Source organism: Donghicola sp. XS_ASV15 (genome assembly GCF_041224595.1).
Taxonomy (GTDB): domain Bacteria; phylum Pseudomonadota; class Alphaproteobacteria; order Rhodobacterales; family Rhodobacteraceae; genus Donghicola.
Map to the genome: position 1 here is coordinate 188,389 of NZ_JBGFGN010000157.1, position 16,641 is coordinate 205,029.

The 16,641-nt window shown below is 58.8% G+C and carries 14 protein-coding genes; 7 read left to right on the top strand and 7 right to left on the bottom strand.

The features are described from left to right. Nucleotides 1–17: 17 nt before the first annotated feature. The 5 genes from AB9K37_RS15345 (at nt 18) to AB9K37_RS15365 (ending at nt 3,869) form a co-directional block, all read left to right on the top strand. Nucleotides 18–1,160: an acyl-CoA dehydrogenase family protein gene (locus tag AB9K37_RS15345; RefSeq protein WP_369840460.1), complete on the top strand. Its 1,143-nt coding sequence runs from the start codon at nt 18–20 to the stop codon at nt 1,158–1,160. Further along, complete coding sequence (locus AB9K37_RS15350) at nt 1,157–2,191, top strand: enoyl-CoA hydratase/isomerase family protein (protein WP_369840462.1); 1,035 nt, start codon at nt 1,157–1,159, stop codon at nt 2,189–2,191. The genes AB9K37_RS15345 and AB9K37_RS15350 overlap by 4 nt, the downstream gene beginning before the upstream one ends. A gap of 92 nt (nt 2,192–2,283) precedes the next feature. Beyond that, entirely contained in the window at nt 2,284–3,156 is an 873-nt protein-coding gene (gene mmsB, locus AB9K37_RS15355) for a 3-hydroxyisobutyrate dehydrogenase (protein WP_369840464.1), read from the top strand. A gap of 91 nt (nt 3,157–3,247) precedes the next feature. Continuing rightward, nucleotides 3,248–3,577, top strand: a complete 330-nt coding sequence (locus AB9K37_RS15360; RefSeq protein WP_369840466.1) for an excinuclease ABC subunit A — start codon at nt 3,248–3,250, stop codon at nt 3,575–3,577. A 91-nt stretch (nt 3,578–3,668) separates the two neighbouring features. Continuing rightward, entirely contained in the window at nt 3,669–3,869 is a 201-nt protein-coding gene (locus AB9K37_RS15365; RefSeq protein WP_369840468.1) for a DUF2892 domain-containing protein, read from the top strand. Nucleotides 3,870–3,881: 12 nt separating this feature from the next. Here AB9K37_RS15365 and AB9K37_RS15370 read toward each other — a convergent pair whose 3' ends face one another. From AB9K37_RS15370 to AB9K37_RS15400, 7 genes are all read right to left on the bottom strand, one after another. Beyond that, nucleotides 3,882–4,265 carry a hypothetical protein gene (locus AB9K37_RS15370; RefSeq protein ID WP_369840470.1) on the bottom strand — a complete coding sequence of 128 codons (384 nt, stop codon included), beginning with the start codon at nt 4,263–4,265 and terminating at the stop codon, nt 3,882–3,884. Nucleotides 4,266–4,374: 109 nt separating this feature from the next. Continuing rightward, nucleotides 4,375–7,236 carry an excinuclease ABC subunit UvrA gene (gene uvrA, locus AB9K37_RS15375; protein ID WP_369840472.1) on the bottom strand — a complete coding sequence of 954 codons (2,862 nt, stop codon included), beginning with the start codon at nt 7,234–7,236 and terminating at the stop codon, nt 4,375–4,377. A 214-nt stretch (nt 7,237–7,450) separates the two neighbouring features. Continuing rightward, nucleotides 7,451–8,845, bottom strand: a complete 1,395-nt coding sequence (gene lpdA, locus AB9K37_RS15380; RefSeq protein ID WP_369840474.1) for a dihydrolipoyl dehydrogenase — start codon at nt 8,843–8,845, stop codon at nt 7,451–7,453. Nucleotides 8,846–8,912: 67 nt separating this feature from the next. Then, entirely contained in the window at nt 8,913–9,506 is a 594-nt protein-coding gene (locus AB9K37_RS15385; RefSeq protein WP_369840476.1) for a DUF924 family protein, read from the bottom strand. A 108-nt stretch (nt 9,507–9,614) separates the two neighbouring features. After that, the gene (locus AB9K37_RS15390; protein ID WP_369840478.1) at nt 9,615–10,862 is read right to left on the bottom strand and encodes an MFS transporter; all 1,248 of its coding nucleotides are present in this window, start codon (nt 10,860–10,862) and stop codon (nt 9,615–9,617) included. Nucleotides 10,863–10,943: 81 nt separating this feature from the next. Next, entirely contained in the window at nt 10,944–11,993 is a 1,050-nt protein-coding gene (gene queA / locus AB9K37_RS15395) for a tRNA preQ1(34) S-adenosylmethionine ribosyltransferase-isomerase QueA (protein ID WP_369840480.1), read from the bottom strand. Continuing rightward, nucleotides 11,990–15,268: a DUF3971 domain-containing protein gene (locus tag AB9K37_RS15400; RefSeq protein ID WP_369840482.1), complete on the bottom strand. Its 3,279-nt coding sequence runs from the start codon at nt 15,266–15,268 to the stop codon at nt 11,990–11,992. The genes queA and AB9K37_RS15400 overlap by 4 nt, the downstream gene beginning before the upstream one ends. Before the next feature lie 45 nt (nt 15,269–15,313). Between AB9K37_RS15400 and bcp the strand changes: the two genes are divergently transcribed. Beyond that, nucleotides 15,314–15,775, top strand: a complete 462-nt coding sequence (bcp, locus tag AB9K37_RS15405; protein WP_369840484.1) for a thioredoxin-dependent thiol peroxidase — start codon at nt 15,314–15,316, stop codon at nt 15,773–15,775. 17 nt (nt 15,776–15,792) lie between these two features. Continuing rightward, nucleotides 15,793–16,599, top strand: coding sequence for a ferritin-like domain-containing protein (locus AB9K37_RS15410; protein WP_369840663.1), 807 nt, complete (start codon nt 15,793–15,795; stop codon nt 16,597–16,599). Nucleotides 16,600–16,641: the final 42 nt, after the last annotated feature.

Genomic DNA, 16,641 nt, shown 5'->3' on the forward strand with positions numbered 1-16,641 from the left:
GGAGGGGAGGCCGCGCCATGGATTTCGCACTGACCGAAGAACAAGAAGCCATTTTCGATATGGCCCGCGCATTCGGGGAGGAGCACATCGCCCCCCACGCGCAGGCGTGGGAACGGGACGGCACGATTCCCAAAGAGCTGTGGCCACAGCTGGCAGAGTTGGGGTTTGGCGGCTTATACGTGTCCGAAGAAAACGGCGGTTCTGGCCTGTCTCGGCTGGACGCAACGCTCGTGTTCGAGGCACTGTCGATGGCCTGCCCATCCGTGGCTGCGTTCCTATCGATCCACAACATGTGCGCCAAAATGCTGGACAGCTTTGCCAGCGACGAAATGCGCGATCGCTACTTGCCTGCCGCCCTCTCGATGGAAAAGGTGTTCTCGTACTGCCTGACCGAACCCGGATCGGGCAGCGATGCCGCCGCTTTGCGCACGCGCGCCACGGCAACTGATCAGGGCTACAGCCTGACAGGGACCAAAGCCTTCATCTCGGGCGGGGGCTATTCCGACGCTTATATCGTGATGGCTCGCTCGGGCGATGACAGCCCGCGTGGCATCTCCGCGTTCGTGATCGAAGACGGGACTGCGGGCCTCAGCTATGGCGGGCTCGAAGACAAAATGGGCTGGAGATCACAGCCAACACGTCAGGTCCATATGGATGACTGCCACATCCCCGCCACCAACCTTTTGGGGACCGAAGGCGAAGGGTTCAAATACGCGATGAAGGGGCTGGACGGCGGGCGCCTGAATATCTCGGCCTGCTCACTCGGGGCCGCTCAGGCCGCTCTGAACCAGACCCTGAATTACATGGCCGAGCGCAAAGCCTTTGGCAAATCCATCGACCAGTTCCAAGCTCTGCAATTCCGCCTCGCGGACGCAGAAATCGAACTGCAAGCCGCCCGTACCTTTTTGCGCCAAGCTGCGTGGAAGCTGGACCATGGCACGCCAGACGCCACGAAATTCTGTGCCATGGCCAAGAAGTTCGTGACCGAAGCGGGCAGCCGTGTTGCGGATCAATGTCTGCAACTGCATGGTGGCTATGGCTATCTTGCCGATTACGGCATTGAAAAGATCGTGCGCGATTTACGTGTGCATCAGATCCTTGAGGGGACCAACGAAATCATGCGTCTCATTGTGGCGCGTCAATTGCTGGCCGAAAGATGACATCAGACATTTCCACCCGTATCGAGGGACGTGCCGGTCGCATTACCCTGACCCGCCCCAAGGCTTTGAACGCCCTATCCTATGACATGTGCAAAGCCATCGCCGCAGCCTTGGACAACTGGGAAAACGACGACACCGTACAGATCATCCTGATTGATGCAGAGGGCGATCGTGCCTTTTGCGCGGGCGGGGACATTGCCGCCATTTACCACCAGAGCAAAGCAGGCGACTACGCCGAGGCCCGCGCATTCTGGGCAGATGAGTACCGGATGAACAACCGGCTCGCGACCTACCCCAAGCCGATCGTCAGCTTTATGCAAGGCTACGTCATGGGCGGCGGCGTCGGGGTTGGCTGCCACGTCCAGCACCGGATTGTCGGCGACACAACACGCCTTGCGATGCCTGAATGCGGCATCGGGCTGGTCCCTGACGTGGGCGGCACCGCCCTGTTGGCTGCAGCGCCCGGACACCTCGGGGAATACCTTGGCCTGACCGGCGCGCGGATGAAGGCTGGCGACGCTATTCGCGCAGGATTTGCCGACCACTACATCGCAGAGAGCGATTGGGACACGCTCAAGCAGCAACTGATTGAAACCGGCGATATCACCGCCCTGACGGCCACCTTGCACCCCGCGCCAGACTCCGCACTGGCGCAAAAGCAGGACCTGATCGACGAGCTGTTCTCAGCGGGCACATTACAGGACCTGTTCCAGCGGCTCGAAGACAACTCTTCTGATCTGGCAGAGGAAACCCTTCAGTCCCTACGTCATCACGCGCCGCTCGCTATGGCGACATCGCTCCAACTCATCCGGCGCCAACGCCCTACCCCAAACCTGAAGGATGCGCTGACCTGGGAATACCGCTGTACCTACCGCGCGCAGGAACAGGGCGATTTCCTCGAAGGCATTCGCGCGCAAGTCATCGACAAGGACCGCACACCAAAGTGGACTCACGCCAGTCCCGCTGACCTCACCCAAGCCGAAATTGACCGAATGCTCGAACCGCTTGGGGACAGCGAACTGCGCTTCTAGCTTCTTTCTGCTGAAAATACTCATTGCCCTCCGCGATCCATCGGGCGCAGCGTCGCGGCAGTATCCAAGACCTGCGCCCATGGGAGGATAGAATGAAAATCGGCTTTATCGGACTTGGAAACATGGGCGCGCCCATGGCACTGAACCTCGTCAAAGCGGGTCACGAGGTCACGGGATACGACGCCGCTGGCGTCACGGTCGAAGGCGTGGCCAACGCCACCTCTGGGGCAGAGGCCGCGACCGGTGCAGACGTCGTTATTACCATGCTGCCCAACGGCGCAATCCTGCAATCTGTTGCCGCCGAGGTCATTCCAACCATGCCCAAGGGCAGCGTGCTCCTTGACTGTTCGACCGTCGACGTAGACAGCGCCCGCGCTGTGTCAGACCAAGCCCGCGAGAACGGCCTTGATGCGCTGGATGCCCCTGTCTCTGGCGGGATTGGCGGCGCGGCGGCGGGCACTCTCACCTTTATGGTTGGCGGCAGCGAAGCGGCCTTTGCGACCGCCAAACCTCTGTTCGAGATCATGGGTCAGAAAGCCGTCCATTGCGGCCCTTCGGGCAACGGCCAAGCCGCCAAGATCTGCAACAACATGATCCTTGGCGTGACTATGATCGCCACGTGCGAGGCTTTTGCGCTTGCCGATAAACTGGGCCTAGACCGTCAGGCGATGTTCGACGTGGTCTCAACCTCCTCGGGAGCCAGCTGGTCCATCAACGCATACTGCCCTGCCCCCGGCATCGGCCCGCAATCCCCATCAGACAATGACTACAAGCCGGGCTTTGCGGCGGACCTAATGCTCAAGGACCTGCGCCTGTCGCAACAGGCCGCTGCCAGCGCAGACGCCGATACGCCCATGGGTCAATTGGCCGAAACGCTTTACCAAACCTTTGTCGAAACCGAAGAAGGCAGCGGCAAGGATTTTAGCGCGATGCTGCCGCGGTTCTCGACCCGGTCGCGCACCTGAACCAACAGCCACCAACCATCACTAAGCCGCGAGCAGAGAGAACTGCCTCGCGGCTTTTGCGTTAGTCAGGTGAACAACAAAGGATGACACCATGAAACGCACAGCCCTCATCATCGCCTCTGCTTTGGCCGCGACGTTCGCCGCCCCTACCGCATTCGCTGCAGGCAACGGCAATTGCCCTCCAGGCCTCGCCAAAAAGAACCCGCCCTGTGTCCCGCCGGGCCAAGCGAAAAAAGGCCATGATACAGGCCACTTTCAACGCGGCGACCATGTCGACAACTACGACCGTCTGGACCGTCCTGATCGCTACGGGTTGAACGACGGTAATTACGTCGTCTCGGACGGTTACGTTTACCGCATCAACGAACAGACCGGCGAAGTGCTGGCGCTGATCGGTGCGATGCAAAACCTGCTGAACTAAGCAGCGGGCAAAGCGCCGCATCTGCTGCCCCTAGCGCATCAAGTTCCTGAATGTTATATTCCATATGCAGAATATAATTTAGGAGCTTGTTATGTTTTCCAAAAATGTTGGCGGCCTTGACCGCATCCTTCGGATCGTGGTGGGTGCGGCCCTTCTGATCGGCTTTTTGTTTAATGGCGATGGCGCCTACGGCTGGCTTTATCTGATCGGGATCATCCCATTGGCGACAGGCCTGATGTCGACGTGCCCACTGTATTCAATCTTTGGGATGAACACCTGTCCACGTAAATGACGCCAAGGGCACCTAATCAAATGGGGTCGGACCTTCGACCTCAAGATGCTCTGCAAACTTGAAGCAATAGGTCCACCACTCCACCAAATCTTCTCGGTTTTCGGGATAGTCCCATTGCCCTGCGTCCCAGCGATCATGCCAGACCTGTCGCTTTTCGGCGGCAGTTCGCTCCACATAGTTGGCGTCACTACGCCCCACCGCCTCAGCGCGCATATTTGCTGCGGTTCCGACAAAGTATTCCAATTCGGCGCTTTGGCCCGAAACAGGCGTTTGTTCCCCAGTCATTAGCTCGATCAGAACCGCACATTCCACAAGGCTCTCTTCGAAAGGTTGGCCCGCATTGGCAGGTCCGGTCGCCGCACACAGCAAGGCAGCGGCGGCACACAAGGTTTTCAAATCAACTCTCCTTCGCTCGCAACGCGAGCAAAGCTGTCACCCCATTTCGGCAGCATGATGACACGAAAAAGGCGGAGCCTTGCCCCGCCTGCATTCTTCTTTGTTTGGCTTATTCCGCCGCGACCGGCTTTTTTGGTTTGAGCATGTCGACCAGATAGTGCCCAGTGTGGCTGCGCGGCTCTTTGGCAACCTTTTCAGGTGTGCCCGTGGCCACCACTTCGCCGCCGCCATCGCCGCCCTCAGGACCGATATCTATGATCCAGTCGGCGGTTTTGATGACGTCGAGGTTGTGCTCGATCACGACAACGCTGTTGCCCTGTTCAACCAGTTCATGCAGCACTTCCAAGAGCTTGCGCACATCCTCGAAGTGTAGACCTGTAGTTGGTTCGTCCAGAATATACAGCGTCCGGCCCGTTGACCGTTTCGACAGTTCCTTGGACAGCTTCACGCGCTGCGCTTCGCCGCCAGACAGGGTCGTCGCCTGCTGCCCGACCTTGATGTAGCCAAGGCCCACCCGCATCAGCGCGTCCATCTTCTCGCGAATGCTCGGCACCGCCTGGAAAAATCCCTGCGCATCTTCGACAGTCATATCCAGCACATCGGCAATGGATTTGCCCTTGAACTGCACCTCGAGCGTTTCGCGGTTGTACCGCTTTCCCTTACAGGTTTCGCAGGTCACGTAGACGTCGGGCAGGAAGTGCATCTCGATCTTGATGACACCGTCGCCCTGACACGCCTCGCACCGCCCACCTTTGACGTTGAAGCTGAAGCGGCCCGGTTTGTACCCGCGCGCCTTTGCCTCTGGCAGGCCAGAAAACCATTCGCGGATCGGCGTAAACGCCCCAGTATAAGTCGCAGGGTTGGATCGCGGCGTCCGGCCGATGGGGCGCTGGTCAATGTCGATCACCTTGTCCAGATGCTCTAGCCCCTTGATCGTCTGGCAGGGCGCAGGCACCTGTTTCGCGCCATTCAGACGCATGGACGCGGTCTTGAACAGGGTCTCGATGGTCAGGGTCGATTTGCCCCCACCCGACACGCCGCTCACGCAGACGAACTTGCCCAACGGGAAGTCCACCGTCACATCCTTCAGATTGTTTCCTCTGGCCTTTACGACTTTGATCTTCTTGCCATTTCCCTTGCGCCGCTCTGTCGGAACAGAAATTTCTCGCACGCCGCTAAGGTATTGGCCCGTGACCGAATTCGGGTCCGCCGCCAAAGCCTCTGGCGTCCCGTGCGAGACGACCTGACCACCGTGGACGCCCGCACCCGGCCCGATGTCAAAGACATAGTCCGCCTCGCGAATGGCATCTTCGTCATGTTCTACAACGATCACGGTGTTCCCCTGATCGCGCAGGTTTTTCAGCGTGGTCAACAGACGATCATTGTCGCGCTGGTGCAGACCAATCGAAGGCTCATCCAACACGTACAAAACACCCGTCAGACCGCTGCCAATCTGACTGGCCAAACGGATGCGCTGGCTCTCACCACCCGACAATGTTCCAGCATTCCGCGACAGCGTCAGATACTCCAGCCCAACGTTATTCAGGAACCCAAGGCGTTCGCGGATTTCCTTGAGGATCGCATGGGCAATCTCGTTCTTTTGCTTGGACAGGCTCTCAGGGACAGTCTTGCACCAGTCATAGGCCTGCTTGATCGACATCTCGACCACCTGACCAATATGCAGCCCGCCAATTTTTACCGCCAAAGCCTCTTCACGCAGACGATACCCGTGGCACGTCCCGCAGGACCGGTTGTTCTGATAGCGCTCGAATTCTTCGCGGATCCAATTTGAGTCTGTCTCGCGATAGCGGCGTTCCATGTTCGGGATCACGCCCTCGAACACGCGGCTGACCTGATAAACGCGCCCGCCTTCGTCATAGCGGAACTGGATTTCCTCGTCGCCAGAGCCGTACAGGAACACCTGCTTCACGTGGGCAGGCAGGTCCTTCCACTTGGTGTTCTTGTCGAATTCGTAGTGCTTGGCGATCGCCTCGATGGTCTGCAGGAAATACGGCGACTTCCCCTTGCGCCAAGGCGCCAAGGCCCCGTCATAGACCTTCAGATCCTCGTCCGGGACTACGAGCTTTTCGTCAAAGAACAGCTCTACACCCAGACCGTCACACTCTGGACAGGCCCCGAACGGCGCGTTGAACGAAAACAGGCGCGGCTCGATCTCGGGGATCGTGAAGCCGCTGACCGGACAGGCGAAATTCTCGGAGAAGGTAAAGCGCTCCGGCTCTCCTTCGCGCGGCGCTGTCTCTAAAATGGCAATCCCATCGGCCAGATCCAACGCAGTCTGGAAGGAATCCGCCAGACGCGTCTCCATCCCCTCGCGCACCACGATCCGATCCACGACCACATCAATGTCGTGACGAAATTTCTTGTCCAAGGTCGGCGGCTCGTCCAGATCATAGAATTCGCCATCAACCTTAACGCGCTGGAAACCCTGCTTGCGCAGTTCCAGAAATTCCTTGCGGTACTCGCCCTTGCGGTCGCGCACGATGGGCGCCAGCAAATAGGCCCGCGTGCCGTCTTCCATGCCCATGACACGGTCAACCATGTCCTGAACCTGCTGCGCCTCGATCGGCAGGCCGGTCGCAGGGCTGTACGGAGTCCCTGCCCGCGCAAACAACAGACGCATGTAGTCGTAAATTTCGGTCACAGTCCCCACGGTCGATCGAGGGTTCTTGCTGGTGGTCTTCTGCTCGATGGAAATCGCAGGGCTTAGACCACTGATGTGATCCACGTCCGGCTTTTCCATCATATCAAGGAACTGCCGCGCATAGGCGCTCAGGCTCTCGACATAGCGTCGCTGCCCTTCAGCATAGATCGTATCGAACGCCAGACTGGACTTGCCGGACCCCGACAAACCGGTGATCACCACCAGCTGGTCGCGCGGAATATCCACGTCGATGTTCTTTAGATTATGCTCGCGCGCGCCGCGGACCTCGATGTTCTTCAGCTCGGCCATTCGGACCCCCAGAAAGTGACCTCTATCAAATAGTCCAGCCTGCCCGAGTCTCCAACCATTCGTTAAGAACTTTTTGAGAACATCCGCTCTTTCACGCCCTTTGCTTTCTGCTTTGCAAAAATACTCACGGTGCCAACACCGTCATCAGCGCAAAGAAAAATGGGCGAGAGCAGCCCGCGCCACTCTCGCCCTTCCCAAAACTTATCTGATCAAATCAGATGTGGATCGCGCGATCCCAAGCGTCCAAGACGCTCTCGTGCATCATTTCCGACAGGGTCGGGTGCGGGAACACGGTCTCCATCAGATCCGCTTCGGTGGTCTCAAGTTTTTGGCCGATCACGTAGCCCTGGATCATCTCGGTGACCTCGGCGCCAACCATATGCGCGCCGAGCAGCTCGCCAGTCTTCTCGTCAAACACGGTTTTCACCATGCCCTCGGGCTCGCCCAAAGCAATCGCCTTGCCGTTCCCGATGAAGGGGAAGCGACCAACCTTGATCTTATATCCTGCCGCTTTGGCCTTCTCTTCGGTCAGGCCGACGCTGGCGATCTGTGGGTGGCAGTAGGTACAGCCGGCGATGGTCTCTGGCTTGACGGGGTGCGGATGACCGCCCGCGATGTGCTCTGCAACCATGACGCCTTCGTGGGACGCTTTGTGCGCCAGCCAAGGGCCATTGGTCGCGTCGCCAATGACATAAATGCCCTCGACACCGGTGCGGCAGAACTCGTCGGTCACAGCAAAGCTGCGGTCGATCTTGACGCCCACTTCTTCCAGACCGATGCCGCCGGTGTTGGCGACGATGCCCACAGCCGAGATCACGGTGTCGAACTCTTCGGTCGTGGTCTTGCCGCCCATTTCGATGTGCGCGGTGACCTTGCCGTTGCCGCGGTCCAATTTTTTGACCATGGCTTTTTCTTTGATCTTCAGACCCTGCTTGGTGAACGCCTTTTTCGCGAATGCTGCGATTTCTGCGTCCTCGACCGGCAGGATGCGGTCCTGAACCTCGACCACGGTCGTGTCAGCCCCCAGCGTGTTGTAGAAGCTGGCAAATTCGATGCCGATCGCGCCAGAACCGATGACCAACAGTTTTTTGGGCATCTTCTTGGGGGTCAGGGCGTGCTTGTAGGTCCAGACCAGATCACCATCCGCCTCAAGGCCGGGCAGTTCGCGAGCGCGCGCACCGGTGGCGACGATGATGTTCTTGGCCACCAACTCTTCGGTGCCCTTGTCAGTCTTGACGCTGACCTTGCCCTTGGCGGGGATGGTCGCGGTGCCCATGATGGTGGTCACTTTGTTCTTTTTCAGCAGGTGACCAACGCCACCGTTCAGCTGCTTGGCCACCCCGCGCGAACGCGCGACAACCGCATCCAGATCAAAGCCGATCTTTTCCGCCGACAGGCCATAATCCTTGGCCCGATGCATCATGTGGTAAACTTCTGCCGAACGCAGGAGCGCCTTGGTGGGGATACAGCCCCAGTTCAGGCAAATCCCGCCCATGTGCTCGCGTTCGACCACAGCGGTCTTGAGCCCCAGTTGCGCTGCCCGAATTGCAGCAACATATCCGCCGGGGCCCGCCCCGATCACGACAACATCGAATTCCTTGGCGGCCATTGGCTCTCCTCCGATTCAAGAATTAGTTTGACGTTAAACTATCTTGAACGGAGCATCAACAAAGGCGTCAGCCGACAGTCTCGAGTTGTTGTTTTTCCTGCAACTCACGCAAGATTTCGCCGTAGCCGCCCGCTTCTAGGAATTCGGTCTCCGCCGCAGTCGAGCTCCGCCCGAGTGCTGCGTTGCGATAGGGGAAGCGGCCGAATTTGCGAATGATTTCACGGTGAACCTTCGCATGAAGCAGGTTACTTGCACCGGTCTCAGGCAGGCGTTCATGCATCAGTCGTACGCAGCGGTCCTGATCACATAGGCTCTCGGAATGCATCAACGGCAGGTAAAAGAATTGGCGTGCAGGCTCGTGGATTTTCATATCCCAGCCATGATCGATGGCGACTTTGGCCGCAGCGCGGGCGGGGAAGTCGGTCGCAAAGGCCCTTGCGTCATCACGAAACATGTTACGCGGCAGCTGATCCAGCAGCACGATGTAGCCCAGAGCCCCCGTCGGGTAGGTCAGCCATAGACCATATGCGCCCTCAGCCGCTTCGGTCCAGATGTCAAAAAATTTGTCTCGGATCTCGGCGTCCAGAGACTCGGTACTGTTGTACCAGCCTTTGGGGCCCACCTCGTCTAACCAGAACTCTAATACTCTTTGCGGTGTCATCCGTATGCCCTCCACTCAACGCTACATAAAATCGTTACGTAAGGTTGGGTGGAGAGGACAGTCACAATTTATAACATCCTGATGCAAGCAGAGAGCGTTGCATCAGGATCACTTCTCTTCGACGGGGTGCGCGCTGGATTCTTCCATCGCGGTTTCGACCGCCAGTTGCGTCGCTGTCGCATAGACCGGCGCGTAGGAGTTGTACTCCTCTCGTGCGGGTGCCGAGCGTACAGTCATGCGGTAGGCAGTATAGCCCACAAGCATCACCATGAGCACAGCAAGGATCACAAAGAACCCGTTTGGCCCTAACTGCGCCATCAACCAACCAGAGATAACAGGTCCGGCTATCGCACCGAAACCGTTGATGAAAACCAGACCACCAGAGGCGGCAGCCATATCTTCGAGTTCCAGGTAGTCGTTGGTATACGCCAAGAGCAATGCATAGAGCGGATTGGTCACCCCACCGATCAGCGAGGCCGACACCAAGAGCAAGAAAAAGTCGGTACCAACGATCATTCCCAGAATAGCGCCTGCCGCCCCGATGGTCGCAAGGATCACGATGAGCAGGCGGCGGTCCATGCGATCGGACAGCCAGCCAATCGGATATTGCACCAAAAGCGCTGCTGCGAAAAACACCGAGATAAAGATCGAAATTTGGGCAGTGCTGAGCCCCGCCTCTGTCCCGAAGACCGAAGCCATACCGAACTGGGCAGCAAAAACACCACCTAGCAGGAACATGCCAACGCAGCCCAGCGGAGAGATGTCGTAGAGCTGGCGCAGCGTCATCGGCTTGGTCCGCTCGAACGCGGGCGTCGGGTTGATCGATAGCAAAATCGGGGCAAAGGACAAGGAAACCAGAACCGACGGGATGACGAACAGAAAATAGCCCGCCACATCGCCGACGTTCACCAGACCTTGCGCCACAACGAGGCCGAAAATCTGCACAATCATGTAGAGGGACAGCGCCTGCCCTCGTGTTTCGTTGGTGGTGGTGTTGTTAAGCCAGCTTTCGGCGGTCACATACACAGCCGAAAAACAAAAGCCGATCGCCACGCGACCCACGGTCCACGCCCAAGGGTCGGTGATCGCCGGATAGAGGATCAGGACCGCCGACACCATCGAAGCCAGCGCCGCGAAGACACGCACGTGACCAACGCGACGGATCATCTCTGGCGCCATGCGCGATCCGCCAAGGAAACCAAGGAAATAAGCGGACATCACGATGGACATCTCGAAGGTCCCAAAACCTTCGTACGCGCCGCGCAAGCCCAGAAGCGTACCTTGCATCCCGTTGCCCACCATCAGCAACAACAGTCCCAGCAGCAGCGGCCACGCGCTCGACAACACCTGTAGCATATTTCTTTCCCGGCGTTTGCGTTTCAGTTTCGAAGACTTATGGCACCCGAACCTCACAGAAATTGGGTACTCGCACAAAGCTTAGGGAATCAACAGAGATGCATCCCCATAGGAAAAGAAACGGTATTCTTGCGAAATTGCATGGCCATATGCGGCCATGATCCGGTCGCGACCGACAAGCGCAGAAACCAGCATCATCAGCGTGGATTTCGGCAGGTGGAAGTTGGTCATCAGGGCGTCGGCCACGCGGAAATCGAACCCGGGATAGATAAAGATATCCGTGTCACCCGCCCAAGGCCGGATCGCACCCGTGTCACGTGCGGCTGTCTCGATCAGGCGCAGGGCAGTTGTGCCGACAGGGATCACGCGACCACCGTTCGCTTTGGTCTGGGCAATTTCGGCAGCGGCAGCTTCGCTGACCTCCCCCCATTCCGAGTGCATCTTGTGGGTGGTGACATCGTCCACCTTGACCGGCAAGAACGTCCCTGCCCCGACATGGAGCGTGACGTAGGTGAAGCCGACACCCATTTCCGCCAGCTTTTTCAAGAGCGGCTGATCAAAGTGAAGGCTCGCTGTCGGGGCCGCCACCGCTCCGGTGTTGCGGGCCCAAACGGTCTGGTAATCCTCTTTGTCCTGGCTGTCGGCGGCGCGTTTGGCAGCGATGTAGGGGGGCAACGGCATTGCGCCCGCCTCTGCCAGCGCGGCATCAAAATCATCGCCCGTCAGATTGAACTCCAATACCGCCTGCCCTTCTTCGCGGGCAACCAACTGCGCCTTGAGGCCCGCCGAAAACTCGACCCATTCGCCTTCGCCGAGTTTGCGCAGAGGTTTGACCAGCGCAGCCCACTGCCCGTTGGGGCGCGGCTCTAGCAGAGTCACTTCGATCTTGGCGCTCACGCGGCCTTGGGCGCTATCCCGCCAGCGCTGGCCAAACAGACGCGCCGGAATTACGCGCGTGTCGTTCAGTACCAGACGATCCCCTGCCTCTAGCAGATCCGGCAGGTCGTAGACGTGCAGGTCCGACAGCCCATCAGGACGCGACACCAACAACCGAGAGGCACTGCGTGGCTTGGCAGGGCGGGTCGCGATCAGGCTTTCAGGAAGATCAAAATCGAAGTCGCTTAGTTTCACTGGCTTACCTTTGGCGGAGGACGGCGGAAGATTTCTCTGAACATGCCGGGGGTCAGAACCGACAGCGGATTGACCCCAACATCCGGCGCAGAGGTAGTCCCCGCGAGCGTAAAGTTAAAGCCAAAGAGTCCTTCGCCTTGGCGCGTAAAAATGCCACCAATGCCATTCAGCATATAAACAGGGGACAAGACTCCCTGCAAATCAAGACGGTTCGATTTCAAACCAATCGTCCCGTCTAGGGATAGGCCCATCGAAGGCCCAACAGCGCTGCCCTCTAACAGAATGAACTGCTCTGGCGTTAGCCGAAACTTCGCATCGACATTAGAGAAATAAATGCCGCCATTGGCCATTTGATCCAAGAGACCAACGACGCTGACGGCATTCAGCAAATCCGTGACCGCCGGGGCGTCATAAAGACGCGTATTTGTGATTGCGAGCACACCATCGTACTGCCCCTCGGTCCGCGCGGGCGTGAGCGTCAGCACCATCTCGCCGCCATTGGCCTGCTTCAGAATGCCCGCATCGCGCATCACGTCGCCACCATCTTCACTGGTGACGCGAATCGCGCTTCGCCCTCGACTTGGTGCGATCAAACCCTCTACAGGCGCGCCGCCGTTGACCTTGGCAGTGAAATTTCCACGGAAGCCGCCAGCGGTGTCAAAGTCCCCATTGAACTGCTGCAACGCTATTCCGTTCGTGATCCGGACCGTCATGTCTGACAGCCGGATTGGCCCGCCCTCGCCGCTTCCTGATCCGCTACCGGGGATTTTGGAAACGTCGACTGTCCCGCCGGACACCGAGATCAGCGGCGCTGCATTTTCGCGCAGCCCGAGTGACACCGCTGCATCAAGCCAGTCTGATGCCCGAAGCCGTGCGAGGCGGACGTCAGTGACCTTTCCTTCGGCAGTGGTTTGCAAGGCCCCCTCCAATGAAAGTCCCGGTGCAGCGAATTCTAACGTGCCGATTTTCAGCGGGTTCAATTGACCTGCGATTGTCAGATCGCCCGTCGCGCTTTGCGCTTTGGCCCAACCCAACGAATCTAGTCCAACGCCGACACCGGCCAAGGCACTGGTCAGGCTAAAGTCTATCGGCGCATTCTTGGGCAAAGACAGTTTCAGCGTACCCGCCCCGCGCCCCGACACCGCGACAGCGCCAAGATCAATCTTCAACGCGTCCAGCGCTTGTTTGCTAAGCCCAATCTCCGCATTCACCGTGGGCGTTCCATTCTTCGGTGCGAGGAACGTGCCGTCAAGTGGCAGAGCGTCAAAGCGCCCCTTGCCAGAGATTTTGACACCAGATGGGTCGGCGTGCAGCTTCAGCTTTTCTGCCGCGATTGTGCGGCCTGGGACGAGGGTGTCGGTCCGGACCTGCGAAAGATCGGCATCAAAATCATAGGCAACATCACTAGGGCCAAGCTTCGGCTTGAACGGAATCTGCAGGCTACCGATGATTTTGGCGCGTCCGTCAGCAAGCGTGATCGGCAGGTTCGCTTTGGTCGGCACAAGCAAGGGCTCGCTGTCCAACAAACTCATAAAAGCAGTGACGGTGCCCTCGCCCTTTAGGTCGACCCGCGCGTCTTCGGGCGGTTTGCCGAAGCGCGGGATTTCGTAGCGCGATCCAGAGATGTCGATCACGCCACCCTGCTTCGGGCGGACCTCGCCTTGGTTCAAGACGATCGCAAAGCGCGTGTTGTCCAGCGCCGCAATCCCAGAGGCGGACTGAATCATCGGCATGGTCCGCAAATACTGAACGGACGCCCCCTCGAACGCAAAGTCCAACTGGTGCTTGGGCTTCTGACCGGGTTCAGCCGCGAGATGGAACTGGATGTCGCGCAAGGTGCCCGCGGTGATGTTGTTCGCCAACCACTGACGGACCTTGGCGGCTTTGCTTTCGGGCCAATAGGATACCACGTCTTTGGGTGCGATCTCATCGACTTCGGCCAAGAGACTCATGGCCCAACCGCCCACAGCAGCTTCGACACGCCCAGACACGTTGGCACGCCCTTCGGGCACTTCGACCGTCAGTTGCCCCAAGTCCAACGCAAAATCATCGAGCGCAAGACGGAAGCTGGCCGTTGCCTCTTGAATGTCGAGCGGCTTGGTCAAAACGCCAATCGGCGCCGCGTTCAAATCTGACAGACGAATCTGCGCAATCATCGCCTTGGGCCAGGGGTTGCCGTCTTCAGTGATCAGACGGGCACTGCCTTCGGCGCGGCCGCTGATCCCGTCGCTGTCGACCGAAACTTCGTCAAAAAGCAGCAGACCCGCCGCTGGCTCGTAATTGAAATAGGTGCGCGCGCCATTAAAAGCCACTGGTCGCGCATCCGCATTCGGTCGCAGCGCTCCTGCGCCAACCGAAAGCGAAGCGCTCAAGTTACTGAGCGCGCCAGCCTCATCCATCTGCCCGCGCAGAGATCCTGAAAGCGGCGCATCCAGCGCGCCAAAGAAACTAAGCGCAGGGGCTTGGGTCGCAATGTCCTGCGCCAGCAGATCGGTCACGGTCAGCCCGAAATCTGCGGACAATTCTCCGATCGTGCGCCAGTAGCTGGCTTCGACGGTTGCCGCGGTTGCCCCGCCGGTCAGCAAAGTCATCGTTGACGCTGCGTGCAAATCCTCGCCGCTGCGCTCGACCGAAAAGCGCCCACCATCCACGGTCCAAGACCGCTCAGCCCGCAGATCCACGTAGCGCAGGCTGATGTTATCAAGCTCTACAGTCCTGAGCGCACTCAGTTCCGGCGTCTCGAATGCAGTGTCCATCACTGAGATCAGCCTTGGGAAATCCATGGACTGCTCGACTGGCACCTCTGATCTGCCAAAGGACAACTCGAACGTGCCGTCCGCCGCGCGCTTTAAGTCAATCAGCAAGCCACTGATCGCGATATGTTCTGCAGCCAGCGTCCCTTTTGCCAGACTACGCGCAGACAGGTTCACGCGCATGTTGCTGACACGCGCGAGCGCAGCGCCATCTGGCTGGGTGATCCGAGTGTTCCGTAACTCGACCCACGGACGTAGCCCCGTGCCCATGGTCAGGTAAATTTCGCCCAATTGAACGCGCGCGCCTGTGCCCTGACCCGCCAAAGCTTGTTCAATCCGCACCTCGGCCCAGTCCGGTACACGCACAGGACGATCAAGCAGGTAGAATGCGCCGCCCACCGGCAACAAAACCGTCAGCAACAACACCGCAACGACAAAAGCCCACAACTTCCGACGCTTGCGCGGCGGATCGATGGGGTTTTCTGCCTTTTCAGGTGCCTCGTTCTCTTTCTTTTCGGTCATGCGGCCCTAGACTGCCCGTAAACACTCATTGCAAGGTATATGCCCATGATTGAAGTTGGCGCGAAAGCCCCCGAATTCACACTGCCCCGTGATGGCGGCGGAGAAGTGTCGCTGGACAGCCTGTCGGGTCAGGCCGTGGTTCTGTATTTCTATCCCAAGGACGACACTCCTGGCTGCACTAAAGAGGCGATCGCCTTTACCGAACATGCCGATGCCTTTGGCGCGGAAAACGCGGTAGTTCTGGGCATTTCCAAAGACACCGTTGCCAAGCACGACAAGTTCCGCGACAAGCACGGCCTGAAAGTGGCGCTTTTGTCGGACGAAAACAGCGATGTTTGCGAACGCTATGGCGTCTGGAAAGAAAAGAACATGTACGGCCGCAAATACATGGGCATCGAGCGCACCACTGTGCTGATCGACGCGTCGGGCAACATCGCCCGCATCTGGCCCAAAGTCAAAGTCGCCGGACATGCCGAAGACGTACTGGAGGCCGTGAAGGCGCTGTGACCCAAACTCTGGCAGAAATGGCCACCGAGGTTCTGACCTGCGGTGAAGGACGCGAGAAAACCGAAATCTCGAAGCGGCACGCGGAAGCGTGGTTCGCCGCGCGCAAGGCAGGCACGCCCATTCCTGTGGGCACCGCCAATCCTCCGCTGCGCCCATCCCGTCCGGCCAAGCCAGAGCTTCTGGACCCCCGTGATGTGCCCCGCCGCCGCCCCGGCAGCCCTCAGGGGCGCATCGCATTGCTGCACGCCGTCGCCCATATCGAACTGAACGCGGTCGACCTGCACTGGGACATTATCGCACGGTTCGGGCATATCCCCATGCCCATCGGCTTTTACGATGACTGGGTGAAATCTGCCGCCGAAGAATCAAAGCACTTCAACCTGATCTGCGATTGCCTCGAGGCATTGGGTAGCTTTTATGGCGACCTGCCTGCCCACGCGGGCATGTGGAAGGCCGCCGAAGATACCGCCGAGGATTTCATGGGCCGTCTTGCCGTGGTCCCCATGGTGCTGGAGGCCCGCGGGCTGGACGTGACCCCCGGCATGATCGAGATCTTTCGCAAGGCCAAAGCCGATGACGCCGTCGCCGCGCTAGAAGTTATCTATTCCGAAGAAGTCGGGCACGTGGCCTTTGGCTCCAAGTGGTTCCACTTTATGTGCGGACGTGAAAATCTGGACCCCAAGGATGTGTTCCATGATCTGGTGCGCCGCTATTTTCACGGAGCCCTCAAGCCTCCCTTCAACGAAGAAAAGCGGGCCGAAGCAGGGATTCCCCCCGACTTTTACTGGCCCCTGACAGAAACTGGCTCTGTCACGGACGAATAGTTCCCACAGGGGAAACAGCCACGCGCGGATCGGCAGGTTCTC